25 protein-coding genes are annotated in these 26729 nt (G+C 61.8%); 8 read left to right on the top strand and 17 right to left on the bottom strand.

Features of this window, described 5'->3' with window-relative positions; all coding sequences use genetic code 11:
- Nucleotides 1-3 precede the first annotated feature (3 nt).
- The 4 genes from NUH88_RS21410 to NUH88_RS21395 form a co-directional block, all read right to left on the bottom strand.
- Nucleotides 4-669: an amino acid ABC transporter permease gene (locus NUH88_RS21410; RefSeq protein WP_257768851.1), complete on the bottom strand. Its 666-nt coding sequence runs from the start codon at nt 667-669 to the stop codon at nt 4-6.
- A gap of 1 nt (nt 670) precedes the next feature.
- Entirely contained in the window at nt 671-1372 is a 702-nt protein-coding gene (locus tag NUH88_RS21405; protein ID WP_257768850.1) for an amino acid ABC transporter permease, read from the bottom strand.
- Complete coding sequence (locus tag NUH88_RS21400) at nt 1369-2103, bottom strand: amino acid ABC transporter ATP-binding protein (RefSeq protein ID WP_308220080.1); 735 nt, start codon at nt 2101-2103, stop codon at nt 1369-1371. The genes NUH88_RS21405 and NUH88_RS21400 overlap by 4 nt, the downstream gene beginning before the upstream one ends.
- 83 nt (nt 2104-2186) lie before the next feature.
- A complete protein-coding gene (locus NUH88_RS21395; RefSeq protein ID WP_257768847.1) occupies nt 2187-3023 on the bottom strand; it encodes a transporter substrate-binding domain-containing protein in 837 nt (278 codons plus the stop codon).
- A 437-nt stretch (nt 3024-3460) separates the two neighbouring features.
- On the opposite strand from NUH88_RS21395, the gene NUH88_RS21390 reads away from it, so the two are divergent.
- The gene (locus NUH88_RS21390; RefSeq protein WP_257768846.1) at nt 3461-4915 is read left to right on the top strand and encodes an aldehyde dehydrogenase family protein; all 1455 of its coding nucleotides are present in this window, start codon (nt 3461-3463) and stop codon (nt 4913-4915) included.
- Nucleotides 4916-5047: 132 nt separating this feature from the next.
- A complete protein-coding gene (locus NUH88_RS21385; protein ID WP_257768845.1) occupies nt 5048-7084 on the top strand; it encodes an adenylate/guanylate cyclase domain-containing protein in 2037 nt (678 codons plus the stop codon).
- 3 nt (nt 7085-7087) lie between these two features.
- On the opposite strand, the gene NUH88_RS21380 is transcribed toward NUH88_RS21385, so the two are convergent.
- The 5 genes from NUH88_RS21380 to NUH88_RS21360 all read right to left on the bottom strand — a co-directional run bounded on the left by NUH88_RS21380 (nt 7088) and on the right by NUH88_RS21360 (nt 11423).
- Complete coding sequence (locus NUH88_RS21380; protein ID WP_257768844.1) at nt 7088-7921, bottom strand: sulfotransferase domain-containing protein; 834 nt, start codon at nt 7919-7921, stop codon at nt 7088-7090.
- 123 nt (nt 7922-8044) lie between these two features.
- Nucleotides 8045-8866, bottom strand: coding sequence for a sulfotransferase domain-containing protein (locus tag NUH88_RS21375; protein ID WP_257768838.1), 822 nt, complete (start codon nt 8864-8866; stop codon nt 8045-8047).
- 66 nt (nt 8867-8932) lie between these two features.
- Nucleotides 8933-9760 (bottom strand): sulfotransferase domain-containing protein, encoded by an 828-nt coding sequence (locus tag NUH88_RS21370; RefSeq protein ID WP_257768837.1) that lies wholly within the window; start codon nt 9758-9760, stop codon nt 8933-8935.
- A gap of 154 nt (nt 9761-9914) precedes the next feature.
- Complete coding sequence (locus NUH88_RS21365) at nt 9915-10613, bottom strand: alpha/beta fold hydrolase (protein WP_257768836.1); 699 nt, start codon at nt 10611-10613, stop codon at nt 9915-9917.
- A 75-nt stretch (nt 10614-10688) separates the two neighbouring features.
- A complete protein-coding gene (locus NUH88_RS21360; protein ID WP_257768835.1) occupies nt 10689-11423 on the bottom strand; it encodes a GntR family transcriptional regulator in 735 nt (244 codons plus the stop codon).
- Between the two features lie 174 nt (nt 11424-11597).
- Between NUH88_RS21360 and NUH88_RS21355 the strand changes: the two genes are divergently transcribed.
- From NUH88_RS21355 to NUH88_RS21335, 5 genes are all read left to right on the top strand, one after another.
- The gene (locus NUH88_RS21355; protein ID WP_257768834.1) at nt 11598-12800 is read left to right on the top strand and encodes an amino acid ABC transporter substrate-binding protein; all 1203 of its coding nucleotides are present in this window, start codon (nt 11598-11600) and stop codon (nt 12798-12800) included.
- A gap of 64 nt (nt 12801-12864) precedes the next feature.
- Nucleotides 12865-13728, top strand: a complete 864-nt coding sequence (locus NUH88_RS21350) for a branched-chain amino acid ABC transporter permease (RefSeq protein ID WP_257768833.1) — start codon at nt 12865-12867, stop codon at nt 13726-13728.
- Nucleotides 13728-14648 (top strand): branched-chain amino acid ABC transporter permease, encoded by a 921-nt coding sequence (locus NUH88_RS21345; protein WP_257768832.1) that lies wholly within the window; start codon nt 13728-13730, stop codon nt 14646-14648. Before NUH88_RS21350 ends, NUH88_RS21345 begins: the two co-directional genes overlap by 1 nt.
- Nucleotides 14645-15382: an ABC transporter ATP-binding protein gene (locus NUH88_RS21340; RefSeq protein WP_257768831.1), complete on the top strand. Its 738-nt coding sequence runs from the start codon at nt 14645-14647 to the stop codon at nt 15380-15382. The genes NUH88_RS21345 and NUH88_RS21340 overlap by 4 nt, the downstream gene beginning before the upstream one ends.
- Complete coding sequence (locus tag NUH88_RS21335) at nt 15375-16088, top strand: ABC transporter ATP-binding protein (RefSeq protein ID WP_257768830.1); 714 nt, start codon at nt 15375-15377, stop codon at nt 16086-16088. The genes NUH88_RS21340 and NUH88_RS21335 overlap by 8 nt, the downstream gene beginning before the upstream one ends.
- A gap of 56 nt (nt 16089-16144) precedes the next feature.
- Here NUH88_RS21335 and NUH88_RS21330 read toward each other — a convergent pair whose 3' ends face one another.
- From NUH88_RS21330 to NUH88_RS21305, 6 genes are all read right to left on the bottom strand, one after another.
- Nucleotides 16145-17140, bottom strand: a complete 996-nt coding sequence (locus NUH88_RS21330; RefSeq protein WP_257768829.1) for an ABC transporter substrate-binding protein — start codon at nt 17138-17140, stop codon at nt 16145-16147.
- 41 nt (nt 17141-17181) lie between these two features.
- Nucleotides 17182-18288, bottom strand: a complete 1107-nt coding sequence (locus NUH88_RS21325) for an ABC transporter permease (RefSeq protein ID WP_257768828.1) — start codon at nt 18286-18288, stop codon at nt 17182-17184.
- Nucleotides 18285-19184, bottom strand: a complete 900-nt coding sequence (locus NUH88_RS21320; protein ID WP_257768826.1) for an ABC transporter permease — start codon at nt 19182-19184, stop codon at nt 18285-18287. The genes NUH88_RS21325 and NUH88_RS21320 overlap by 4 nt, the downstream gene beginning before the upstream one ends.
- Nucleotides 19156-19980, bottom strand: a complete 825-nt coding sequence (locus NUH88_RS21315) for an ABC transporter ATP-binding protein (RefSeq protein WP_257768824.1) — start codon at nt 19978-19980, stop codon at nt 19156-19158. Before NUH88_RS21315 ends, NUH88_RS21320 begins: the two co-directional genes overlap by 29 nt.
- A 93-nt stretch (nt 19981-20073) precedes the next feature.
- Nucleotides 20074-21528: a dihydropyrimidinase gene (hydA, locus tag NUH88_RS21310; protein ID WP_257768822.1), complete on the bottom strand. Its 1455-nt coding sequence runs from the start codon at nt 21526-21528 to the stop codon at nt 20074-20076.
- 26 nt (nt 21529-21554) lie between these two features.
- Complete coding sequence (locus NUH88_RS21305) at nt 21555-22805, bottom strand: Zn-dependent hydrolase (protein ID WP_257768820.1); 1251 nt, start codon at nt 22803-22805, stop codon at nt 21555-21557.
- Between the two features lie 304 nt (nt 22806-23109).
- Here NUH88_RS21305 and NUH88_RS21300 point away from each other — a divergent pair, with 304 nt between their 5' ends.
- On the top strand, nt 23110-23745 hold the full coding sequence (locus NUH88_RS21300; protein ID WP_257768818.1) for a TetR family transcriptional regulator C-terminal domain-containing protein: 636 nt from the start codon (nt 23110-23112) through the stop codon (nt 23743-23745).
- Between the two features lie 140 nt (nt 23746-23885).
- On the opposite strand, the gene preA is transcribed toward NUH88_RS21300, so the two are convergent.
- Together preA and NUH88_RS21290 are read right to left on the bottom strand one after the other, a co-directional pair.
- Nucleotides 23886-25190, bottom strand: a complete 1305-nt coding sequence (gene preA, locus NUH88_RS21295) for an NAD-dependent dihydropyrimidine dehydrogenase subunit PreA (RefSeq protein WP_257768817.1) — start codon at nt 25188-25190, stop codon at nt 23886-23888.
- Nucleotides 25191-25210: 20 nt separating this feature from the next.
- Nucleotides 25211-26554 carry an NAD(P)-dependent oxidoreductase gene (locus NUH88_RS21290; RefSeq protein ID WP_257768816.1) on the bottom strand — a complete coding sequence of 448 codons (1344 nt, stop codon included), beginning with the start codon at nt 26552-26554 and terminating at the stop codon, nt 25211-25213.
- Between the last annotated feature and the right edge of the window lie 175 nt (nt 26555-26729).

Here is a 26729-nt window from a genome sequence, read left to right as displayed (position 1 = left end):
TCCCTACTGACCGACGCGGTGCTCCATCCGGCTGAGCAGCCGGACGACCGGCCAGAGCATCAGCAGATAGGCGATCGCGGCCATGACTATCGGTGAGGCGTTGTAGGTCACGGAGCGGGCCATATCGGCGGAATAGAGCAGCTCCTGGAACGAAACCACGCTGGCGATCGAGGTGAGCTTCACGATCTCGATGGTGTTGCTGAGCACGTCCGGAAGCACGTTCCGTGTCGCCTGCGGCAGGATCACGTAGCGCATGGTCTGGATGCCGGAGAGCCCGGTCGAGCGCGCGGCCTCGAACTGCCCGACGCCGATACTGTCGATCCCGGCACGATAAATTTCCGCGAAATAAGCCGAGTTGTTCAGCAGGAAAGCAATACAGACCGCCGTGAAAGGCGAGATATCGACGCCTGCGAAAGGGAGCCCCGCATAGACGAAGATGAGTAGGACCAGCGGCGGCACCGCGCGGAAGAGGTCGATCAGGGCGATGACGGCATAGCGGAGCGTCCGGTAGTTCGTCCGCGTCGCAAGTGCAACCAGCAGGCCGCCAAGAAGTCCGAGCGGAATCACCGCCACACAGAGCAGCAGCGTCATCCCGGCGCCCCGCAGCATCAGCGGGAAGACCTCTTTCATGATGTCGATATTGAAGAAATTGTAGATCAGCTCGTCCATCTCAGGCGCGCCTCCACTGGAAGCGGGTCTCGATCCAGCGCCCGACGGCGACGACCGGAATGAAGAGCAGGATATAGGCGATGGCGCCCATCATCAGCGGCGTAGCACTGCCGGAGAAGGATTGCGCGGTCGAGGCCTGGTTGAGGATCTCCCCCACCCCGATAACGGTGCCAAGCGCGGTGTTCTTGGTGATCGCGATGGTCCGGTTGGTCAGAGGCGCGACGGTCATCCGGACCGCCTGCGGGATCACGACATAGATCAGGGTCTGGTTGAAACCGAGTCCGGTCGAGCGGGCCGCCTCCCACTGCCCCTTGCGGACCGAGAGGATCCCGGCCCAGAAGATCTCTTCAGAGAAGGCGCCGAGCACGAGAGTCAGCACGAGCCAGAGCACGAAAAAGCCGGACAGGGTCACGCCGAGGGTCGGCAGGCCGAAATAGATCAGGAGGATCAGCACCAAAGGCGGCAGGGAGCGCATCAGATCGACGAAGATCACGATGAGCGCCGACAACGCCTTGTTCCGATAACTGCGAAAGATCGCAAGCGCCATGCCGAGCGCGATGCCGCAAACCACGACGAGCACGGCGATCTCGCAGGTGACGATCACGCCTTTGCCGATGGCGCCGGAATATTCCGCGATCAGGTCGGGCCGGAAGAAGGTCTCGACGAAGCGCTCCCACATGGTCGCGGGCACGGCCTCGCTCATTGCCCGATCTCCGCCATGAACTCCCGGGTGCGCTGGTGTTTCGGCGCCTCGAAGATCTCCTCGGGAGTGCCCTCCTCGAGGATCTGGCCGTCGGCCATGAAGATCACCCGGTCCGCCGCCGCCCGCGCGAAACGCATTTCGTGACTGACCACGACCATGGTCATGCCGGCGTCGCGAAGCTGCTGCATCACCTGCAGCACGCTGCCGACCAGTTCGGGATCGAGCGCGCTGGTCGGCTCGTCGAACAGCATGACCGCCGGTTCGAGCGCGAGGGCGCGGGCGATGGCGACGCGCTGCTGCTGGCCGCCGGACAGCGCGCCCGGATGGGACTCCGCCTTGTCGGCGAGACCGACGCGTTCCAGCATCTTCTCCGCGACCGCGTTCGCCTCGGACCGGCTCTTGCCCAGCACCTTGCGCAGCGCCAGCGTGATGTTGTCGCGCGCATTGAGGTGCGGATAGAGATTGAACTGCTGGAACACCATCCCGATGCGCCGGCGCATCAGGTTGATATCGACGTTCCGGTCCATCAGGTCCACGCCCTCGAAGATGACCACGCCGTCGCTCGGCTCCTCGAGACGGTTCAGGCAGCGCAGCAGCGTGCTCTTCCCGGATCCGGACGGGCCGATGATGAAGACGAGCTCGCCCGTCTCAAGCGTAAAATCGACGCCTTTCAGCGCCTGGAAGTCGCCGAATTTCTTCCAAAGACCATGGGCCTCAAGGATCGGTGCCATGAACCGGTACTCTGATCAGATTGAACACGAACAAACCGCCGGACACGGAGTGCCCGTGTCCGGCAATATGAAAACGTCAGCTATCAGCCGCAGCTCGGCGTATGCTCGGTCGCATCATAGCCTTCGAAACCCGGCTCGCCGTAACCCGGCTGTACGGTGATCAGGGCCGAGCCCTTTTCCGGGGTCACGCCGAACCATTTTTCGCTCATCTTGGCCATGGTGCCATCGAGCTTCATGCACTCGATCGCTTCCTCGACCTTGTTCCGGAGCTCGGCGCTGTCCTTGCGGAACGGCATCGAAAAGACCTTGCCGGTCGAATGAATGTAGGAGAGCTCGATCTGCGGGTTCTTCTTCACCGCCCAGGCCGACGCGGTGTTGCCGGCCACATTGGCGAAGGCACGGCCGGAGACAACCGCCTGGATCGCATCCGTGTTCGTGCCGTAGGACTCGACCTTCCAGCCGATCTGGCTTTCAAGCTCACGCGCCCACTTGTCGTAGACCGCGCCTTTGTTCACCGCGATCACCTTGCCTTTGAAGTCTTCGAGCTTGGTGATCTTCGGGCCGCCCTTCTTGATCACGAACTGGAAGTCCGTGTTGATGTAGCCCTCGGTGAACAGCATGCTCTTGGTGCGCTCTTCGGTCAGCGTGGTCGGCGCGACGATGAAATCGTAGGTGCCGGCCTGCATACCGGGCAGAAGGCCGGACCACTGGGCCGCCGTAATGTCCATCTCGGCACCCAGGCGCTTTCCGATCTCATTCGCAAGGTCGACATTGAAGCCTTCCACGCCGCCGGACAGTTTCGGCATGGCATGCGGCGCGAAGGTTCCGTCGAGCCCGACCTTATAGGTTTTCGCGTCGGCACTGCCGGAAACAGCTGCCGCCACGGCCGCTGCGAGGAGCGAATATTTCAGGAATTTCATCATCAGCCTCCATGTTCGATTGAAACAGGTCCGCCGTGTTTTTTTGGGTAACTCCGCATCGCGGCGAAGCCCCTTCTCGGCTGGCCCCTTCGCCCGGCCCGGCAGAATGCGGACCGATGCATCGGTGAGCTTGAGAGCGGGGAAGTGCCCTCATGGGTAGGTTTCGGAGTGTATGCACCTATTGTGCAATGCAACAATAAAGAATTGTTCGGTTCCTTTTCCGGAACTTATACCAATATGAAAATAAGTCTTTTTTTCGCCCCCTTGTTGTCGAAGCCGATTTCATGGACTAATGCGGTCGCGTGCCCTCCTCTGGGGGGCCTCCTAGTACCGGCCCGATCCGATCCCCATATGCGGACCACCCGTCCGAGACCGGAGCGGGCCAGATATCACCGGCAAGCACGCGGCAGGCCCGTTGGGCACCGCGGGAGGAACAGATGGAACGGAAAACCGATTTCTATATCGACGGCAAATGGGTCGCGCCGATCAAGGCAAACGACTTTCCCGTCATCAACCCGGCGAACGAGACCGAGTATGCAACCATCTCCCTCGGCACCGAAGACGACGTGAACGCGGCAGTTGCCGCGGCCAAAGCCGCCTTCTCGAGTTGGAGCACGACCCCGCATGCCGAGCGTGTCGCGAAGGTTGAGAAGCTCGCAGAAATCTATCAGGAGCGCATGGAGGAGATGGCGGAAGCGATCTCCGGCGAGATGGGCGCCCCCAAGAATATCGCCAGCAGTCAGCAGGCCGCCGCCGGTCTCGGCCATATCAAGGCCTTCATCCGCGCTCTGAAAGAATTCGAGTTCGAAGGCCCGCTCAGCGAGAAATTCCAGAGCGAATACATCATCCACGAGCCGATCGGCGTCTGCGGCCTGATCACGCCGTGGAACTGGCCGATGAACCAGGTAACCCTGAAGGTCGTCCCGGCGGTCGGTGTCGGCTGCACCGTGCTGCTGAAGCCGTCCGAAATCGCCCCCATGTCCTCCATGCTCTTCGCCGAGTTCATGGACCAGGCAGGCTTCCCGGCGGGCGTCTTCAACCTGGTGAATGGCGACGGCCCGACCGTCGGCGAGGCGATGAGCCGTCACCCAGATATCGATATGATGAGCTTTACCGGCTCCACCCGGGCCGGCGTCGCGGTGACCAAGGCCGCTGCCGACACGGTTAAGCGGGTTTCGCTTGAGCTCGGCGGCAAAGGCCCGAACCTCGTCTTCGCCGACACCGATGTCGCCAAGGCGGTAAAGCGCGGCGTGCTGCACATGTTCAACAACAGCGGCCAGAGCTGTAACGCGCCGAGCCGCATGATGGTAGAGAAGTCTGCCTACGCGGAAGCTGTCGAGGTTGCGAAGTCCGTCGCGGAAGCCCAGGAAGTCGGTGACCCGACCCAGGAAGGCCGTCAGATCGGACCGGTTGTCTCCGAGACCCAATTCAATAAGATCCAGGGTCTGATCGACGCCGGCATCAAAGAAGGTGCGACCCTGCTCGCCGGCGGTCTCGGCCGTCCGGACGGTCTCAATCGCGGCTACTACGTGAAGCCGACCGTGTTCGCGGACGTGACCAACGACATGACCATCGCAAAGGAAGAGATCTTCGGCCCGGTGCTGTCGATCATGTCCTTCGAGTCGGAAGAGGAAGCGGTCAAGATCGCCAACGACACGCCCTACGGTCTGACCTCCTATGTGCAGACCGGCGATCCGGAACGGGCCAAGCGCCTCGCCCGCCAGCTGCGCGCCGGCATGATCCAGCTGAACGGCGCGGGCCGCGCGCCGGGCAGCCCGTTCGGCGGCTACAAGCAGTCCGGTAATGGCCGCGAGGGCGGCAAGTTCGGCCTGCTCGAATTCCTCGAGGTCAAGGCCGTCGCCGGCTGGCCGGTCGCGGACGCCGCTGAATAACTCGACCCGCATATGTTCCGGAAAACGGCCGCATCATCGCGATGCGGCCGTTTTCTTCTGCAATACGCCCTTGGCCTCCTTGTCCAGATAGCGCACGGTCACGGAACGTGATTGCTGCCCGGAGTTCCACGTTTGAACAAGACTGCCTGGATCAGACTTCGCACTGCGCTGCAGGCTCTGCTCATCACCAGTGTGGTTGCGTCTGTCGCCTCGGTCGGCGTCATGCTGACGGACGAGACCACCGAAGTACTCGAAGGTCTGGCGGAAGCGCATTTCACGACGGTCGGACATTCCGTCGTTGACAAGGTCGACGGCCTCCTCTCCCGGTACGCCAATGCCCTGACGGTTATCGAGCTGGTGGATACCGGAACAACCGGGGAAACCGATGGAAAAGAGGCCCTGGAGACGGCACTTCTGTCGAAAGTGCTCTATCTCGACCCCGGAACCTGGGTCGGCTATGGCAGCCTCTCCGGAGCAGGTTATTTTCTGGTCAAACGCAGCGGGGATAGCGCGGAAACGGCGACCGAAAGCGTACCGCATATTCACGGCGCACACGGCGACAACCCGGAACCGGTTTCCATTCAGGCCGACAGCGCGGGCCATGTCTACAGCGCCACCTACAGAGATGCTACCTGGTTCAAGAACGGCCTCGAGAGCGCGGAACCGACCTGGACCAAGCCGTACTTCTTCCAGGACGGGAACCACGGCATATCGATCATCCGCTCGCACGGAGATCCGGCGGCGGGAGTCCTCCACATCGACATCCCGCTGGAAGACCTCAAGACCTGGCTGACCAAGATAAAGGTCGGCCAATCAGGCGGCGCCTTCCTGATGCACCGCGACGGCACCGTCGCGATCGCACCGCATATCGAGAATGACGAACGCAAGGTCCTGCTCGACGTATTCGCCGGCAATGCAGACGCGCTCAAGAACTTGTTTGACCGCGCGACCGCAACCGAGTTCGTCTCCAGAACGATCGACTGGAACGGCCTGCCCTACCATGTCGGCGCGCAGGCGATTTCATCCTCCAGCAATCTCGAATGGTTCGTCGCCATGGCCGTTCCGGAGCGGGATTTTCTCTATCTCGCTCATGAACATCTGCTCGGAACTGTCGTCTTCGCGGTCTTTGCAACCGTTGCCGTCATTATCGCGGCCGGGTACTTCGCAACCCGGATCTCCGGCCCTATCCGCAGCATTAGCGAGGATATCCGTGAGGCCGCGCGCATGCGCATATCGGACGCGCCGGCACCAAACTCGCCGATTGCCGAAGTGAACGTCCTCGGGCGCTCGGTTGACCAGATGAAATCCGGGCTTCGCTCCCTGCAGCGATACGTTCCGCCGGATCTCGCCGAGGATATGGTCAGCAGCGGAGAAGCGGCCTCGTTCGGCGCTGTGCGAAAAGAACTGACCATTCTCTTCATCGATATCGAGGGCTTCACCGGCATCGCCGAAGGAATGCAGCCGGACAAGCTTGTGCTTGAGCTGCGGGACTTCTTCGATCTCATGGCCGAGGCTCTTAACCGCTCCGGCGGAACCATCGACAAATTCATGGGCGACGGCCTGCTCGCCTTCTTCAACGCACCGCGAGACCTGCCCGATCATGCTGCTTGCGCCTGCAGTGCCGGACTCGATGCCCTGCAAGCCCTCACCGGGCGCACGAATGCAAAGGGATCACCGGATTTCCGTATCCGGATCGGGCTCGGTTTCGGCGAGGTCGTGGTTGGCAATATCGGGTCCTCGGAACGCTTCGGCTATTCGATCATCGGAGACGCCGCCAATGTCGCGTCCCGCCTTGAGGCCCTGAACAAGGTCTATGGCACGCGGATTATCGGCCCGGCCTCTCTGAAAGACGCTGCCGGGTCAGGTTATGAATGGCGCCATCTCGACCGGGTGATCGTCGCCGGTCACAATACTCCGACGGATATCTTCGAATTGCTGGGCAAGTCCGGAAACGTGGAGGATCCAATCCTGCATGCGCGCGATCTCTACGAGCGGGCGCTATCCGAATACTTCCGCGGCAACTTCTCTCCGGCGGCATCCGCCTTCGCCGAAGCCGAAGCAGCGCTGCCGGGTGACATTGCCTCGCGAACCTTGCGGGAGAGAGCTGAGGAACTCACCCGGTCCCCGCCAACAGACTGGAATGGAGTCTTCGCCTACGAGACCAAGTAGCGGCTAGCGTTCCAGATATCCAAGTTTCCGCATCACCGCCCCGAACTCCGAGACCAGCCGCTGCCGCTGCAAGGAGCTTAATTCCTCCGCGCCTTCCCCGCTGCGTCCGGCGCGAAAGAAGCGTTCCATATGCGGCGGCCGTTCGGAAAAACCGCCCTCTTCTTCTTGCCGGCTCAGCTCCTCGAAAGAACAGTGCCGGATCGCCCGGGCGAGCCGGTTGGTATCGAACGGAAGGCCGAGGGTCTGGATCACGCGCCCGAACGCCTGCTCCGGTACCGCACGCAGATCCTCATACCGGACGAGGCAAACCGGTAGCGTGCTCTGGTCGTCCATCCAGCTCTCCACATGCGCGTCCCAGCGTCCGAGCGCGGTCATGATCTGCACATCGGCCTCGACGGTTGCATGGTCCGGGTCCGCCATGACGTCGATAGCCTGGTCTGGTTCCACGCCAAGATGGCTCGCGTAGGACGGCACGATATCGAACGGATTTCGAACTATGTAGATCGCACCGGCGGAGACCGACCGCTCGATCAGGGGCGTTCCATTGAGCATGCCCTGCCGAGAGTGTGTCTTGACGAAGTGATCGTGCTCACGAGCCTCGGCCAGGCAGCGCTGGGCGTCCGGCCGAAGCCTGACGCTTTGCTCCGCTGTCATCTTACGCACATCGCCTTCGAACACTTCGTCATAGAAGCGCGGGCGAACGTCGCTCAATGAGAAAGCGCGCAGATCGCCGATCGGGACCGGCTCGGCGGTATTGAGAAGATAATTGGCAAGAAAGGCCCGCATCCAGGTATTGCCGGACTTGGGATAGGAAGCGAGCCAGATGATCTTAGGCATGATCGCGCGCCCAGAATATTGTCGGACGCGCACCACTCACACGCCGGTTGGCTTCCTGCATAACGCACCTGGCCTGGCCCCTTCAACCACCCGGCTTAAAGGCGTGTCGGCGGAGACCCTCAACTAGTATCCGAGCTGCCTCATGGCAGGTGCAAATTTACGCTCGATCTGCTTGATCTGTGCGTCGGTTAGAACCCCGCGCCAACCTCCCGCCGTACCGGCCCGGAAGAAGCGCTCCATGTGCGGAGGCCGCTCGACGAAACCGTCCCTACGCTCCTCTCGTTTCATAGTCTCGAATGCACTGTTCGCGACCGCCCGAGATATCCGATCCTGCGCGTGCGGAAGACCCAACACTTTCAGCATCTTGCCGAAAGTCTCCTCGGGTGCCCGCAACAGATCCTCATAGCGCACGAGACAGACGGGAACCTCGTCCTGATTCGTCCAGGATGCGACGTGGGCGTCCCAGCTGCCGAGAAAAGTGGTCATCCGGAAATCCCCGGCCGTGGTCAGGTTCCCCGCGTCAGCCATCCGCTCGATCGCATCGTCGACCGCGAGACCGAAATGCGCAGCGAAGGAAACCGCCACATCTCTCGGGTCGCGTACGATATAGATTGCACCCGCCGTCACTTCGGGCTCGATCAGGTTGATGCCTTCAAACTCCGTATACTGGGAATGGGTTTTGACGAAATGATCGTGCGGACGGGCATCGGCAAGCTGTCGCAATGCGAGGGGGCGCAGCGCACGGATCTCGCTTTCCGAAAGATCCGGCAACGGACGGTCGAGAAGACCGTCATAGTATCGTGGCCGCGTGTCGCTCAGCGTGAACCCGCGAAGATCGTTGATGGAGACGGGATTGTCGCGATCCAGCACATAGTTCGCGAGCAACGCCCGGACCCAGGTATTGCCGCTCTTCGGATAAGACGCCAGCCAAATGATTCGCGACATTGTCTTTTCTTTCAGCGCCTTAACAGAGCTTATTAAAGTTCGACTACGTCTCGCCCATCCGTCGTGTCAGTGCCGGTAACCGAAACGCTCCATGACTGCGCCGTGATCTCTTACCAGCTGCTTGATCTGACGTTTCGACAGCTTCGAAGCACCGTCGCCCGCCCTCCCGGAACGGAAAAACCTTTCGGTGTGCGGTGATCTTTCCGCAAACCCATCCTGCTCTTCGAGATTGGCGAGAGATTTAAACGATGCATGCGCAACCGCACGCTTCACCCGCGCATCGTCGATTGGAATGCGCAGGGTCTTCAGGACAGCGCCGAATGTCGCGTCCGGCGTCTCCAGAAGATCCTCGTATCGCACGACACAAACCGGGAGCTTTCCGGCATCGGTCCAATTCGTAACATGGCCGCTCCAGCTGCCGAGATAGCTGGCAATCTGTTCTCTCGGGCTGACAGTCGTGTTCTGAATATCTCCCATATCGCGAATGGCGAGATCGAGCGAGACGCCGAAATGTGTTGCGTAGGAATGCACCAGGTCGAGCGGATCACGCGTGATGTAGACCGCACCGAGGGATATCGCCGGGTCGATCAGCACCGCCCCATTCGGAAATGACGGCTGCGAATGGGTTTTCACGAAATGGTCGTTCGGTTTGCTGGCTGCCATTAAGCGTTGTACGGCTGGCCGAATTGCAACGGATTCCTCCAGCGTGATCTGCTCTGCGGGCTTGCAGGCCGCCTTGGCATAGAAGCTCGGAATCGTATCGCTCAGCGTAAACTCGTTGAGTTCGGAAAGTCTGACCGGCTCATCTCGATCGAGGAAGTAGTTGGCGAGGAACGCACGCATCCACGTGTTCCCGGATTTGGGATAGGACGCGAGCCAGATAATACGGGACATGACAGCAGCCGGCAGATGTGTACTACACCGAGTAGTATAGTTATTAAGTGGTAGCGGATGGTCTCGGAATCAAGCTCTGCGCAATCACAATTTTTTGAAGGAGAGCAATAATCTAGCGCTAGAAAGGGAATAGACGGCGAAAACCCGCGGCATATCAAGCTGCGACGCTGCTGGAGAGCCAGTTCCGGAGCAGGGAAACCGTCTCTCCGGGAGCCTCCAGCGGCAACATGTGACCGCAATTCTCGACGATCCGCAGTTCCGCACCCGGAATTCCGTCTGCAAGCTCCTGCGCCTCTTCCAGGCTCCGCAGTTCATCCTGCCGGCACCAGACGACCAAAGCCGGACAGGTGATGCGGGAGAGCTCGCCATGACCGTCCTGTCGGACCACGCCGATCTGGTTCACGAACCCTTCCCTGCCGATCCTGTCCGCCATTTCCCGGATACTGGCGACGATCTCTTCGTCGCCCCGGCGGTCCGGATGCAGCGACGACAGGATGGAATGACGAGACAGACCTCTGAAGCCCCTGGTCTCCGCGGCCCTGGCAAGCCCGGCCTTACGGCGCGCCTGCTCCGGATCGTCGCCGCGTGCGCTGGTGTTCAGCAGCGCCAGGCGCTCAACCCTTTCCGGGGCCTTCAGGGCAATTTCACGCGCGACGAACCCACCCATTGAAAAGCCTACAAGAGAGAACGTCCTTGGCGCCGCCGCCAGCACTCTCTCGGCCATGCCTTCGAACGTCCGATCACGGGTCAGGTCACCGAAATGGAGCCGGAAATCGGCTTCCAGTCCCGGAGCCACACGGTCCCAGAGATGAGAATCGCACATAAATCCAGAAAGAAAGACGATATCGGACATGGAACAACCGGGATTGCAGGAGGCAGGAGCGCAAACTCTACTAACTGCCTGTGCCGCGCATCCAGTGCCGCAAACTCACGAACCGGCTTCGTCCGGTACCGTTGCCCGTGGAGCCGAGAAGATGTCGGTATAGACCAGCGTCTGGTTGGCGTGCTCCCGCATCATCGATTCGGCACGCTGGGCGTCTCCCTTCTCGATCGCATCCAGAATGAGCTTGTGCTGCATGTTACCGAGGCGCAGACGCATCAGGTCACCCTCCGCATTCTCCTGGCTGAATACGACGGTGCCGAGTTTGATCATCGGCAGCGTTTCCATGCGGCTGAAGGTGAAGCCGACATATGGGTTGCCGCACTCCTGCATGATTGCCTCATGGAAGGCCACGTTGCCGTCTTGGTAGCGCAGTGCGATGCGCGATGGCTCCAGGCCCGAATCCAGTGCCCGCGCCATTCCCTCGACCGCGGCGTGCAGCCGCTCCGACGCCGCTGCGGAAATCCCTGTCTTCGCCATCGTCCCGGCGGCAAGACCTTCGAGCACGCCACGCACCTCGTAGGCGTGTTTGATGTCCCCCAGATTGAACTCGGCAACGGTGAAACCGCGTCCATCGCGCTTTCTGATCAATCCCTCGACCTCAAGCGCGCGAAGGGCCAACCGAGCGGGCGTCCGAGAGACCCCGAACATCTCCGCCGCGATCACTTCGGAGATCTTTGTTCCCTCGGACAGTGTGCCGTCGATGATCATGCGGCGCAGGGCGGCAAGGACCCGCTTGTCCGCCGAACTTTCATCGGGCGCCGGATGTCCGATCTGATTCATTCTGACGTCCCCTCACTCCTGCCGGAGAGAAGCAATCCGGCCCAATTATGGATACATAATTTGATATTTTTTGCCATATCGGAATTCTTTCTCGCAATTCCTTGCGGGTTTCGCGTAATTATGGATTCAATTTGGTTCGGCCAGCAAAAAGAGCCGTTCTTGAGGGAGGAAATCATGTACCGACGCATTCTTGCGTGCGCCACCGCTGCGCTCGCGCTGAGTTTCGCGGTCCCGGGCGCATCGAACGCGCAGGACCCGATCAAGTTTGGAATGGTGGCCCATCTGAGCGGTCCGCTCGCGGGCGGCGAAGCAGTCACGCATCTGCCGAACGTGCAGCTCTGGGCCGAAGAGGTGAACGCTAAAGGCGGCCTGATGGTCGGTGGAGAGCGCCGTCCGATCGAAGTCGTCCAGTATGACGACAAGACCAATCCTGCAGAGCATATCAAGGCCGTTCAGCGGCTCGCCACGCAGGACGAAGTCGATTTCATGATCGCGCCCTACGGAACCGGTTTCAACATCGCCGCCGCGCCGATCTATGCGAAGCACAAATACCCCATGGTCGCCGTCACCGCGATCACTGACGAGATCCATGAGCTGACGGCGAAGTTTCCCAACATGTTCTTCACGCTCGGCTCCACGACCGGCTTTGTCGAAGGCGCGACCCGCACGCTGGAAAAACTGCGGAGCGACGGCGTCATCGGCAACAAGGTCGCAATGGTCAATGTCGCGGATGCCTTCGGGATCGAACTCGCCGACGTCGCCCGCGAGAAGTTCGCCTCGGCGGGTTTCGAGATCGTCTACGACAAGTCCTATCCGCTCGGCACACCCGACCTCTCGCCGGTCGTCAAGGGAGCGAAAGCCGCCGCGCCCGACGCCTTCGTCGCATGGTCATATCCGCCTGACACCTTCGCGCTGACCGAACAGGCCATCATCGAGGACCTCGACGTCAAAGCCTTCTACACCGCCGTCGCGACGGCATTCCCTGCCTATGCCGGCAAATTCGGCGGCGCGATCGAGGGCAATCTCGGCGCCGGCGGAGTCAATCCGGAAACGTCGGCCATGAAGGCATATCGAAAGCGCCATCAGGACGTTACAGGCAAGGCGCCCGATTTCTGGGCCTCGGCGACCTACTATTCCGCGCTGCAGGTGCTGCAGCAGGCGATCGAGGGCGCCGACACGACCGACCGCGCAGCCGTCACCGAATACATCAAGAACAATGCCTTCGACACCGTGATCGGCACCATCGAGTTCGATGCGCATAACAACTCGGAACGCTACTGGTCCGTCGGGCAGTGGCGGAATGGCAAGTTCGTTGCCGTCGCCGATACCGGCATGGGCGACAGCGTGGCACCGGTTGCCAAAAAGGGTTGGAAATGATGCCCCTGGGCCGGCCCGGACCATTTGGGCCGGCCCCTCTTTTGTTCCTGATCAGAGACACTTCATGGATGTTTTGATCTCCGGACTCCTGCTCGGAGGTGCCTACGCGCTCGTCGCTATGGGACTGAACCTGCAATATGGCGTCGCCCGGATTATGAACCTCGCCAATGGCGAAGTCCTCGTGCTCGGCGGCCTCGCCGCCTTCTGGGGCTTCGTGTCCTTTGGCGTAAGCCCAATTGTCTCACTCTTGATCGTCGGTCCGCTTGCCTTCATCGGAAGCTGGGTGATCTATGCCTTTCTACTTCGCCCCCTGGTCAAGCGAGCGAGGAATCGAGGACAGCTCGAGGTCGATACCATTCTCGCCACCTTCGGGATGAGCTTCTTCCTGGTCGGCCTGATGGTCAGCCTGCAAGCGGAGTATTTCACCTATTCCTTCCTTGCGGTCCCGGTTTCCGTACTCGGTACGACGGTCGCCGCCAATCGTCTGGTTGCCGCACTTCTTGCCGCTGCCATCGGCACGGCACTCTATCTGTGGCTCAACCGGTCCCGCGCGGGAATGGCGGTGCGCGCCGTCGCTGTGTCGCCGCAGTCGGCCGGCCTAGTCGGCATCAACGTTGCCCGGATTTCCGCCCTCGCCTTTGCGCTCGGCGGCACGGTTACGGCGCTCGGCGGCAGCCTGATATCGACCTTTGTCACCCTCGACGCCTCCGCCGGCGTGATCTTCACGATGAAGGCGCTGATCATCGTCATTATGGGCGGGGTCGGCGACATTCGCGGATCGATCGTCGCCGCTCTGATTCTCGGCTTGGTCGAAACCGCTGTCGCAACCGTCGTCGATCCGGGCCTGACACTGGTTGCGGCTTATGCGATCTTCCTTGCCGTGCTGTTGTTCCGGCCGCAGGGACTTTTCGGACGGAGGAGCGCCTGATGAAGACCAGCGCAAAGCCGGCCGGTGTCCTCGTCCTTCTGATCGCGGCCTCTTGCGTGCCGTTCATCGCAGACGGTTACTGGCTCTCCATCGCCGTCACCATCGTCATGTACACCGCGCTCTCGACAAGCTGGGCACTGTTCTCCGGGCCGACGCACCTCATCGCGCTCTCGACCGGCGCCTTCTATGGCGTCGGAGGCTATCTCGTGGCGACAGGCATGAGCGATTTCGGCGCCTCCTTCTGGACGATGGCCGCACTTGCACCGCTAGCGGCCTTGCTGCTCGCGGGCGCGATCGGCGTCGCCACCCTGCGCCTGTCCGGAGTCTATTTCGTGATCTTCACCCTCGGCCTAGCCGAAATGATCCGAAATCTGGTCAGCTGGGTACAGAACAACTTTCTCGGTTCCCGCGGACTCTACGTGCTGACCGAACTTGAGGAACGGCACATCTACTGGATGCTGCTCGCGGTAACGGCGGCGATCTTCCTTTTCGGCTGGCGCCTGGGCAGGTCCCGCATGGGCTTCGCCCTGCGGATACTCGGCAATGACGAGGAGGTCGCCCGCCACGTTGGGATCGACACGGCCCGAACAAAGATCCTGCTCTTCATGAGCACAGGCTTTTTCGCGGCGCTTGTCGGAGCGATCGTTGCGCCGCGCTACTATTACATTGAGCCGAACGTCGTTTTCTCCCCGGAGCTGAGCTTCCTCGTCGTCATCATGGCCCTGCTCGGCGGCACCCGGCATCTCTGGGGACCGCTGCTCGGGGTTGTTCCGTTCACCCTGCTCTGGGAAACGGTCTCAGCCACCTTCCCGAACGCAACGACGATGATGCTCGGCGTCGCGTTCCTGGCAATCGTCTACCTGATCCCGGACGGAATCACCGGACTCGCCGCAAAACTGAAGCCCCGGAGACTGTCATGACACCGGGAGAGACGATTCTCCAGGTCGGCGGCCTGACCAAAAGATTCGGCGGCCTCGTTGCGGTCGATGGGCTGACTTTCGACGTCCGGGAACACGAGGTCATGGGGATTATCGGGCCCAACGGCTCCGGGAAATCCACCTCGATCAACCTGATTTCAGGTGCGCTCAAAGCTAGTTCCGGCAATATCAGGCTCCGCGGACGAGAGCTGACCGGCGCCAGCGCGCATGAGATCGCCCGTCTCGGCGTTTCCCGCACTTTCCAACTCGTCCGGATCTTGCCGGGCCTCTCGGTGATGGAGAATACGATCGCCGGAGCGGTTTTCGGACACAAGCAGAGGTGGGGCGCCGAGGCCGAAACCTTCGCCGTCAGCCTCCTGGAACGAGTCGGCTTGTCCGGTAAGGAGAGGCAAGCGGTCTCGTCCCTCACCTATATCGATCAGAAACGCCTGGAGCTCGCCCGCGCCCTCGCGGGAGAACCGGAGGTGCTGCTGCTCGACGAGTGGCTCGCCGGACTGAACCCGTCCGAACTCAGGGTCGGCATTGACCTCGTGGCCGCGCTTCGCGCCGAGGGTCGGACCATCATACTGGTCGAGCATGTCATGGATGCGATCCGCTCGCTTTGCGACCGCTGCGTCGTGATGAATTCCGGTCAGAAGATTGCCGAGGGCACGCCCGCCGACGTGCTGTCCGACCCGCATGTGATCGAGGCCTATCTGGGGACGGCTGATGCTTGAAGCGCGCGGGATCGCGGTCTCTTACGGCCTCCATGAGGCCCTGCACGAGATATCCATCGAAGTCGACCGGGGCGAGATCGTCGTCATGCTCGGAGCCAACGGCGCCGGGAAGTCCTCTCTTCTTCGGGCCCTCGCGGGTATCTCCGAAGGCCTCGTGACGGGCGGTTGTATGCTCGGCGGACAGGACCTGATCGGCATGAAGCCAGATGCTATCGTCGAAGCCGGCCTCGCTCTGGTCCCGGAAGGCCGCGGGATTTTTGCGGACCTCAATGTGATGGAGAACCTCACGCTCGGCGCCTACCCCGCACGGGCACGCGCGATAGAGCGGGACAATCTCGAAAAGGTGCTGGAGCTGTTCCCGAAACTCCGGGACCGGCGCAGCCAGATCGTCCGCACGATGTCCGGCGGGGAACAGCAGATGGTCGCGATCGGACGGGCGCTCATGTCCAACCCCGAGATCCTGTTACTGGACGAGCCTTCGCTCGGTCTTTCTCCGCTGCTCTGCGGTGAGCTCTTCCGCAACCTCCGGAAAATCCGCGATGCGGGCCTCGGCGTCCTGCTCGTAGAGCAAAACGCGCGGCAAAGCCTTGCCATCGCGGACCGCGGCTACCTGCTGGAAAACGGCAGGATCACCGGCGCGGACAGCGCCGAGTCGCTTATCCTCGATCCCGCGGTACAGAAAGCCTATCTCGGCGGCGCTATTTAGCGCGCAAAGAAAAGGCGGCCTAAAGGCCGCCTTTTCCAGTGATTCAAGGATACCGACTATTTCAGCGCCTTGCTCGTGATCAGGTGGGTCCAGGCGTTCTCCGGCTTCTTGGTGATGACCGGGCTCGAGCCGCCCTTCAGGAGGGTCGCAACCGTCCGCTCGTAGTCGGCCGGATCGAGCGCTCCGTTGGAGCCCGCTGTCAGCTTTGCGATCTCGCCCATCATGCGGCGCTGGTGCTTCTCGGTCTGGGCGCCGGTCGCATCGTTTTCGAGCACGATATCGGCGGCTTCGTCCGGGTTGGACTCGGCATATTTCCAGCCCTTCATCGAGGCGCGGACAAAGCGCACCATCTTGTCGACGAAAGCCGGGTCTTTCAGATTGTCCTCGAGGACATAGAGCCCGTCCTCGAGCGTCGCCACACCCTGATCCTGATATTTGAAGACCACCAGCTCGGAGGCCGGGATGCCGGCATCGATAACCTGCCAGTATTCGTTATAGGTCATGGTGGACACGCAATCGGCCTGCTTCTGCAGCAGCGGATCGACGTTGAAGCCCTGCTTCAGCACGGTAACGCCGCCGGCACTGCCGTCGGTCGGGATCTTCAGCTGGGACATCCAGGAAAGGAACGGATACTCGTTGCCGAAGAACCAGACACCGAGGGTCTTGTCCTTGAAGTCCGCCGGCGAGGTGATGCCGGTATCCTTGCGGCAAGTCAGCATCATGCCCGAGCTCTTGAAGGGCTGGGCGATATTGACCAGCGGAACACCCTTCTCGCGGCTGGCGAGCGCGGACGGCATCCAGTCGATGATCACGTCGGCCCCGCCGCCGGCGATCACCTGCGGCGGCGCGATGTCCGGGCCGCCCGGCTTGATATCGACGGTGAGGTTCTCTTCCTCGTAGAAGCCTTTTTCGGCCGCCACGTAATAACCAGCGAACTGGGCCTGCGTGACCCATTTCAGCTGCAGCGTCACATGGTCCTCGCCTTCCGCCATCGCGGCCGAAGACATCAGACCGATCGCCCCCGCGAGCAGTCCTGTCAGCAGTTTTTGCATCTTCGCTCTCCTCATTGAAAAAGCCTCCCCGGCCCCGGCTCTTATCTGTTGGACGGGTGCCAGAATGTCAGGGCGCGCTCGATCAGCACGAGTGCGCCGTAGAAAGCGGAACCGGCCAGTGCCGCTACCGCGATTTCCGCCCAGACCATGTCGACATTCATGCGGCCGACCTCGGTTGAAATGCGGAATCCCATGCCCACGATCGGCGTGCCGAAAAACTCGGCCACGATGGCACCGATCAGCGCCAGCGTCGAATTGATCTTGAGGGCGTTGAAGATGAAGGGCAGCGCCTCGACGAGGCGCATCTTCCAGAGTGTCTGTCCATAGCTGGCCGCGTATGTCCGCATCAGGTCGCGCTGCATCGCGCTCGACGCAGAGAGCCCTTCGAGGGTGTTCACCAGCATCGGGAAGAAGGTCATTATGACGACGACGGCGGCCTTGGACTGCCAGTCGAAACCGAACCACATGACCATGATCGGAGCGATACCGATGATCGGCAGCGCACTCACCATATTGCCGACGGGCACCAAACCGCGCTTCAGGAAGGGCGAGCGGTCGACCAGGATCGCGGTGCCGAAACCGATGCCGCAACCAAGTACGTAGCCCGCGATCACGGCCTTCAGGAAGGTCTGGACGAAATCCGCCCAGAGGATCGGCAGCGACGTTGTGAGCTTCGCCCAGATCGCGCTCGGCGCCGGCAGCAGTACCTGCGGCACACCCGCCCCGCGCGTGATCGCTTCCCAGATCAGCATCAGCCAGAGCCCGAAGATCAGCGGAATCAGGAGGCCAACGGCCTTCTTTGCGCCGGACGGGAGAGACTTCGCCGTCTTCGTCAGGCGACTGACGCTGGTCCAGGCTAGCAGCCAAGACGCAATCAGGAGGCCCCAGTAGCCGTATTCCATGTCTCCGGGGGCTGTTCCCAGATGCCACATCAGCGGAAAGGCGGCGGCATGGACGGACAGGAAAATCAGTGCGGTCCCGAGCGCGCCGACACGCCAGACGATCGACGCGGCGACCGCACCTGCAAGAAGAACAGAACACGCGGCATAGGACGAGGAGACAGCATCCCAACCTGTGAGAGCAGCGGCGATACCGAAGGCCAGCGCGATCGCGCCGCCGATCACCGTCAGGGGAATACCGGCCATCATTGCGCCATCCCCATCCGGCGGCGCACCGCCTTGTCCGCGAAACCGACGATGGTGACCAGCATGGCCGCAAGGAAAGCCGCGCTCAGCAGCGCGGACCAGATCTGCACCGTCTGCCCGTAATAGGAACCGGCAAGCAGCCGCGCTCCGAGACCGGCCACGGCCCCGGTCGGCAATTCACCGACGATGGCTCCGACAAGGCTCGCGGCGATGGCGATCTTCATGGAAGTGAAGAGGAACGGGATCGAGGACGGCCAGCGCAACTTCCAGAAAGTCTGGAAGGAGGACGCGCTGTAGGTCCGCATCAGGTCGAGCTGCATCGGGTCCGGCGAGCGCAGGCCTTTCACCACGCCGACCGTGACTGGAAAGAAGGAAAGATAGGTCGAAATCATCGCCTTCGGGATCAGCCCGGAGATCCCGACCGCGTTCAGCACCACGATGACCATCGGCGCGATGGCGAGGATCGGGATGGTCTGCGAGGTGATGATCCACGGCATCAAACTGCGCTCGAGGCTTTCGACATGGATGATCGCCGCTGCCAGCACAATTCCGAGCACGGAGCCGATGAGGAACCCGAGCATGGTTGAAGAAAGCGTTATACCGGCATGATAAACAAGGCTTCTTTTCGACGTCACCTTCTTCTCGACCGTTGTATTCCAAATCTCGACCGCCACCTGATGCGGCGCCGGCAGCACAGGCCTTTTCTGGTTCAGCGTGGCCGAGATGAATTGCCCACTCGTCGGCGTCGCCTTGGCGCGTTCGTCCTGCTCGCGCTGGAACGGCGCGTTCAGCAGCACAGCCGCGATATACCAGACGGCGATCAGCACCAGCAGGACCGTTGAGACCGCAAGGGTCCGGGATTTCAGCAACTCATTCATCGTCGTAAGCGTGCCCGGCACGGAGCCCGTCCCGCACCCGGTGCGCGATCTCGAGGAACTCGGGAGTCTCCCGGATATCGAGCGTGCGTTCGCGCGGCAGGTTGCACTCGATCACCTCATGCACCCTGCCCGGCCGCGGCGACATGACGACGATCTTGGTCGAAAGGAAGACCGCCTCCGGGATCGAGTGCGTGACGAAGATGACTGTCTTGTTGGTCCGATCCCAAAGCCGGTTCAACTGCTCGTTCAGGTGATCGCGGACGATCTCGTCAAGAGCGCCGAAGGGCTCGTCCATCAGTAGCAGGTCCGGCTCGACCGCGAGCGCGCGGGCAATGGAAGCGCGTTGCTGCATGCCCCCGGACAGCTGCCAGGGGAACTTGCGCTCGAAGCCCGCAAGGTTCACCAGCTCCAGATTGCGGCTGATACGCGCCTCGCGCTCCGTCTTGTCGAGCCCCATGATCTCCAGCGGAAGCGCCACGTTTCCGGCGATGGTGCGCCACGGGTAGAGCGCTGCGGCCTGGAAGACATAACCATAAGCGCGGGCTTTCCGCGCCTCCTCCGGACTCATGCCGTTGACCGAGATCACACCGGAGGTCGGCTGTTCCAGATCGGCGATAACCCGCAGTAAGGTCGTCTTGCCGCAGCCGCTCGGCCCGATGAAAGAGACGAACTCGCCCCGCTCGACTGTCAGATCGACATTGGAGAGCGCGTGTACCGGACCGTCATTCGTTTCGAAGGTCAGGCAAAGCTCGCGCGCGTCGATCACGCGGAAGCCTGCCTCTTGGGCGGCGCCGGTCGCCTGCATATCTGTCACCATGGTCTCCATAACGGCCGACCGGCCGGCACCCTCCGGCGGTCCGCTTCTATTTCATTGCGGTAGCGCGGACGGCCAAGCCGTCCGCTTCCCGGTTCAGACCCCCGCCGGGATATTCGCGGCGTCCCGCACGACCTTGCGCGGCGCCGTCAGCTCTTTCCACTTGGAGAGTGCCTGGTTGGTCGCCGGATAAGGCTCGCGGCCGACGAACTTGCCCCGTCCTTCCGCGGCATCGACCTTGCCTTCGGTCGCGACCACCTCTCCACGGCTCATGGTGAAGCGCGGCAAACCGGTGACCTCGATGCCTTCGAACACATTGTAGTCGATCGCCGAAACCTGGTTCTTCGCCGTGATGACCTTTGAGGCCTTCGGGTCCCATACGACGATATCCGCATCGGCCCCAACCAGGATCGCCCCCTTCTTCGGATAGAGATTCAGGATCTTGGCGATATTCGTCGAAGTGACCGCGACAAACTCGTTCGGCGTCAGGCGGCCGGTATTCACGCCGCGCGTCCAAAGCACAGGCAAACGGTCCTCGAGACCGCCGGTTCCGTTCGGGATCTTGGTAAAATCGCCGATGCCCATGCGCTTCTGATCGGTGGTGAAGGCACAATGATCGGTCGCGACGCATTGCAGCGATCCGGCTGCGAGGCCATTCCAGAGCCCATCCTGATGCAACTTGCTGCGGAACGGCGGCGACATCACGCGGCGTGCGGCATGATCCCAGTCTGGATGGGCGTATTCGCTCTCGTCCAGCACCAGATGCTGGATCAGCGGCTCGCCGAAAACCCGCTTGCCGTTCTGGCGCGCCCGGCGGATCGCCTCATGTGCCTCCTCGCAGGAGACATGCACGATGTAGAGCGGCACGTTGGCCATGTCGGCGATCATGATCGCCCGGTTGGCAGCCTCGCCCTCGACTTCCGGCGGACGGGAATAGGCGTGCGCCTCCGGCCCGTTATTGCCCTCCTCCATCAGCTTCTGCTGAAGATGCGCGACGACGTCGCCGTTCTCCGCGTGCACAAGCGGCATGGCACCGAGATCGGCACAGCGGCGGAACGAGGCATACATCTCGTCGTCGTCGACCATCAGCGCGCCCTTGTAGGCCATGAAATGCTTGAAGGTGTTGATGCCGCGCTTCACCACCTGCTGCATCTCGTCGAAGACCTGCTCCGACCACCAGGTGATGGCCATGTGGTAGGAATAGTCCGTGACCGCCTTTGACGCCTTCTGATCCCAGCTCTGCAGCGCCTGCATCAGGGACTGGTCCGGCACCGGCAGGCAGAAATCCACCAGCATGGTTGTGCCGCCCGAAACCGCGGCCGACGTTCCGCTGTGGTAATCGTCCGCCGAATAGGTACCCATGAAAGGCATTTCCATGTGGGTATGCGGATCGATCCCGCCGGGCATGATGTAGCAGCCGGAAGCGTCTACGGTCTGGTCGCCCTGCAGGTCCTTGCCGATCGCGGTGATCTTGCCGCCCTCGATCAGAACGTCGGATTCATAGCTGTAATCGGCGGTGACGACAGTCCCGCCTTTGATGACTTTCGACATGAGCTCTCTCCTGTATCGTTCTGTTTTTATTCGACGATTCCGGCCGTCTCGACCACGGCATGGAACAGCACATCCGCCCCTGCGGTCGCCCATTCCTTGGTGATTTCCTCGTCCTCATTGTGGCTCAGGCCATCAACGCAGGGACACATCACCATCGCGGTCGGCGCCACACGGTTGATCCAGCAGGCGTCGTGCCCGGCGCCCGAGACGATGTTCCGGTGCGAATAGCCGAGTTCCTCGGCCGCGCTGCGGATCGCGGTGACGCAGCCGTCGTCGAAGGTGACCGGGTCGAAGCCGCCGGTCTGCTCGATCTCGAGACCGAGACCGATTTCGTCGGCGATCTCCTTCGCACCCTTGCGGAGCTTGGCTTCCATCTCTTCCAAATTGGCCTTGTCCGGATGCCGGAAGTCGACAGTGAAGACCGTCTTGCCGGGGATGATATTGCGGGAGTTCGGATAGAGCTCCAGGTGACCGATGGCGCCGACGCCGTGCGGGCCGTGCTCCAGCGCGATCTTGTTCACCAGCTCGGTCACCCGCGCCATGCCGAGACCGGCATTGATCCGCTTCGGCATCGGGGTGGAGCCGGTATGGCTCTCTTTGCCGGTCAGAGTGATCTGGATCCATTTCAGGCCCTGGCCGTGGGTCACGACACCGATGTCGATCCCCTCGTCCTCCAGGATCGGACCCTGCTCGATATGCAGTTCGAAGAAGGCATGGAGCTTGCGCTTGCCGACCGGCTCGTCGCCCTTGAAACCGATCCGCGCGAGTTCGTCGCCGAGCTTCTTGCCCTCGGCATCGGTCCGGTCATAAGCCCATTCCTGGGTGTGAACGCCGGCGAATACGCCGGAGGCAACCATCGCGGGCGCGAAACGTGTGCCTTCCTCGTTGGTCCAGTTCACCACCTCGATCGGATGCTTGGTCTTGATGCCGAGATCGTTCAGCGTCCGGATCACCTCGAGGCCACCGAGCACACCAAGGACACCATCATACTTGCCACCGGTGGGCTGGGTATCGAGGTGGGAGCCGACCATGACCGGGAGCGCGTCCGGATCGGTGCCCTCGCGACGCGCGAACATGTTGCCCATGCTGTCGACGCCCATGGTCAGGCCCTGCTCGTCGCACCATCTGGCGAACAGCTCGCGCCCTTCCTTGTCGGAATCGGTCAGCGTCTGGCGGTTGTTGCCGCCGCGGACGCCCGGTCCGATTTTCGCCATGTCCATAAGGCTGTCCCACAGCCGCTGGCCATTGATCCGGATATTGCTGGCCGGCTCGCTCATCCAAGACTCTCCTGTTCGCTCTGTCCCGGGGCCGGGACTCTTTTCGCCGCCGCCGGAAGCCCAGATCGGTTATCGGGACTTCGGCCTTTCGGCACCTTTCGGGAGCATTTGTCTTCATGCCCTTCTGCGGCTATAAGCAAAGACAAAGTTGACCATTTGATCAAGATTAAAGTGTAGGCATTCCCGTGCCTTTCCTGCCCAGAAAACGTACAGCAAATTCGACACGCGCCATGACTCCACGCAGCTCTTTTTTTCCGCACCCCGGCACCGGATTTCCGGCCCTCCCGCAAGCAGGAGTCAGGTAATGGCTGCGGTCACGGGAGAAACGCCCCGCACGCGTATTCAGCAGGAGAACCGGGAGCGGATCCTGAAAGCCGCGCTCGACATGTTCTCGCGCTCCGGCTACCGCGGCACGACGCTGGACGAAATCGCCGCCGCCGCCGGCATGTCCAAGCCGAACATGCTGTACTATTTCCGCACAAAACAGGACCTCTATCAGAGCGTCCTGCAGGAAACCCTGGACGATTGGCTCACCCCCTTTGCCAAACTCGATCCGGATGGCGACCCGAGCGCCGAACTCGGCGCCTATATCTCCGCCAAATTGGCCCACGCCCGGATCAATCCGAAAGCCTCCCGCCTTTTCGCCAACGAGATCCTGCAGGGCGCGCCGCTTCTTGAGGAGACCCTCAAAGGCCCGCTCAAGAACCTCGTGGAAGAAAAGTCCAAGGCGATCCGGACCTGGATCGCCGAAGGCAAGATGGCTCCGGTCGAGCCGCTGCACCTGATCTACATGATCTGGGCCGCGACCCAGCATTACGCCGATTTCGAGACCCAGATGGACGCTCTCGAGGGGACCGACCCCGGAACCCGCGAGAAGCGCTTCGAAGCGGCAGAACGGACGCTCTTCACTGTGCTCTTCAACGGGCTGAAGCCACGTTAAGAACGCCCGCCAAGCGATTCAAACGACTCATAAAGTCGTCATTCCCGCAAATGCGGGGACCCAGGGGTCCAGGTCTCCGCTCTACGTTCTCTGGGTCCCCACTTGCGTGGAAATGACGACTCTGGATTGGGTTTTGCCTCCTACTCCGCAGCAACCCGCATCGGGTTGTTCGGATGCGTCGTCCAGTTGCCATAGTCCGGATTGATCTTCTGGCCGGTGCGTTGGTCCACGCCGTCGGTCAGGTGCTCCATGGTGATGCAATCCTCGACCGGGCAGACGCTGACGCAGAGATTGCAGCCGACGCATTCGGCGTCGTTCACCTCGAAATGCCGCTGTCCATCCTTCTCGGCCCAGATCGCCTGGTGCGAGGTGTCCTCGCAGACGATGTGACAGCGTCCGCACTTGATGCAGCTTTCCTGATCGATCCGCGCCTTCACCACGTAATTGAGGTTCAGATACTGCCAGTCGGTGACGTTCGGTACGGCGCGTCCGACGAACTGGTCGACGGAGGTATAGCCCTTCTCGTCCATCCAGTCGGAGAGGCCCGACTTCATCTCTTCCACGATCTTGAAGCCGTAGGTCATCGCCGCTGTGCAAACCTGCACCGTGCCGGCCCCCATCGCCATGAACTCGGCGGCGTCGCGCCAAGTGGTGATACCGCCGATGGCCGAGATCGGCAGGTCCTTCGTCTCCGGATCGCGGGCGATCTCCGAGACCATGCTGAGCGCGATCGGCTTCACCGCCGGGCCGCAATAGCCGCCATGGGTCCCCTTGCCGTCGATATGCGGGCTCGGGGCCATGATATCGAGATCGACGCCCATGACCGAATTGATGGTGTTGATCAGGGAAACTGCGTCCGCACCGCCGTTCTTGGCGGCCCGTGCCGGCTGGCGGACATCCGTGATGTTCGGCGTCAGCTTCACGATCACCGGCATGCGGGTGTTCTGCTTGCACCAGCGCGCGACCATCTCGACATATTCCGGAACCTGGCCGACGGCGGCGCCCATGCCACGCTCGGACATGCCGTGCGGACAGCCGAAATTAAGCTCGATCCCGTCCGCGCCGGTTTCCTCGACCAGCGGCAGGATCTTCTTCCAGGCCTGCTCCTCGCAGGGCACCATCAGCGAAACGACGATCGCCCGGTCCGGCCAGGCCTTCTTCACCGCCTTGATCTCGCGGAGATTGACCTCCAGCGGCCGGTCGGTGATCAGTTCGATATTGTTGAGGCCGATCAGACGCCGGTCGTTGGAATGCACCGCGCCGTAGCGCGGGCCGTTCACGTTGACGATATGCGGGTCCTCGCCGAGGGTTTTCCAGACGACGCCGCCCCAGCCAGCCTTGAAGGCACGGGTGACGTTGACCTCGCGGTCGGTCGGCGGCGCCGAGGCCAGCCAGAACGGGTTGGGGGATTTGATACCGAGGAAATTGGTCTGCAGATTTGCCATGATCTTTCTCCCGATCCGGCTCAGGCGCCCGTCAGCGCCGCATGGATGGAAAGCGCGGCTTGTTTGCCGTCCTCGACCGCGGCGACGGTAAGGTCCTCGCCGCCCGCGACCGCGTCGCCGCCGGCCCAGATTTTCGGATGGCTCGTGCGCCGGTCGGCCCCTGCCTTGATCCGCCCGCCTTCCAGCGCGATCTCGGTATTGGCCCCCTTGAGCGGCGCCGGCGTAAACGCCTGGCCGATCGCCTTCAGCACCATGTCGGCCTGAAGCTCGTATTGCTCGCCGGTATCGACCAGTTTGCCACCCTCCTCGCGGGTCTTCATGAAACTGATGGCGGCTGCCTTGCCGTCCGATCCTGCCTCGATTTTCTCCGGTCGCGCCCAGTGCCGCAGTACGACGCCCTTCTCCTTCGCCAGCGATTGCTCGTAGGCGCTCGCATTCATCCGGTCCGCGCCGCGGCGGTAGACCAGTGTCACTTCCTCCGCGCCGAGCAACTTCGACTGCACGGCGGCGTCGATCGCCGTCATCCCGCCGCCGATCACCACGACACGCCGTCCGACAGCAACCTTCTCCAGCGCGGGCGCCTGACGCAGATCCTCGATGAAATCGACCGCATCGACGACGCCCTCAAGCTGCTCGCCCGCGATCCCGAGACCGTTCGTCGCCCCGAGACCGAGCCCGAGAAAGACCGCGTCGTAATCCCCGACGAGCGCATCCAGCGAGACGTCCCGGCCGAGCGCCATCCCCGTCTTCAGCTCGATACCGCCGATGGAGAGCACGAAATCGAGCTCGCGCCGGGCGAATTCGTCCACCGCCTTGTAAGCCGCGATGCCGTATTCGTTGAGCCCCCCGCCTTTCGACTTCGCCTCGTAGATCGTGACGTCATGTCCGTGCATAGAGAGGCGATGTGCGCAGGAAACACCCGCCGGACCGGCCCCGACCACGGCCACTTTCTTACCGGTGGGCGCGGCCCGTTCGAACGGATGGACACCGGCGGCCATCAGATGATCCGTCGCGTAGCGCTGCAATTCGCCGATCCGGACCGGCTTCTGCTCCGCCGTCTCGCGGACGCAGACCTGCTCGCAGAGCGTCTCCGTCGGACAAACCCGGGCGCACATCCCGCCGAGGATGTTGGCTCCCAGAATGGTCTTCGCCGAGCCGGACGGATTGTCCGTCAGGATCTGCCGGATGAAGAGCGGAATGTCGATCCCGGTCGGGCAGGCCGTGACGCAGGGCGCGTCATGGCAAAAATAGCACCGGTCGGCCTCGACATAGGCTTCGTGTTTGCTGAGCAGCGGGTGAAGGTCGGCGAAATTCGACTCGACCTCCGCCGGGGACAGACGGTCCCCACGGATATCAGACGGCATGGTCTCTCCTGTTCAGTCACGGTGCATTTGCACTCGTTTTTTACTATCTGATCAAAAAACTGGAGCGCCGTCAAACTGAACAAATGAGCTAAAGTCACAAAAAAACGCCGGAAAGCGGACTTTCCGGCGTTTCAGGTCGATCTGGCGCAGAGGCAAATGGGTGGGCGCCAGATTT

It is taken from the genome of Nisaea acidiphila, from assembly GCF_024662015.1.
In the GTDB taxonomy this organism is placed as follows: domain Bacteria; phylum Pseudomonadota; class Alphaproteobacteria; order Thalassobaculales; family Thalassobaculaceae; genus Nisaea; species Nisaea acidiphila.
This window is presented reverse-complemented; position numbering and strand designations above follow the sequence as displayed.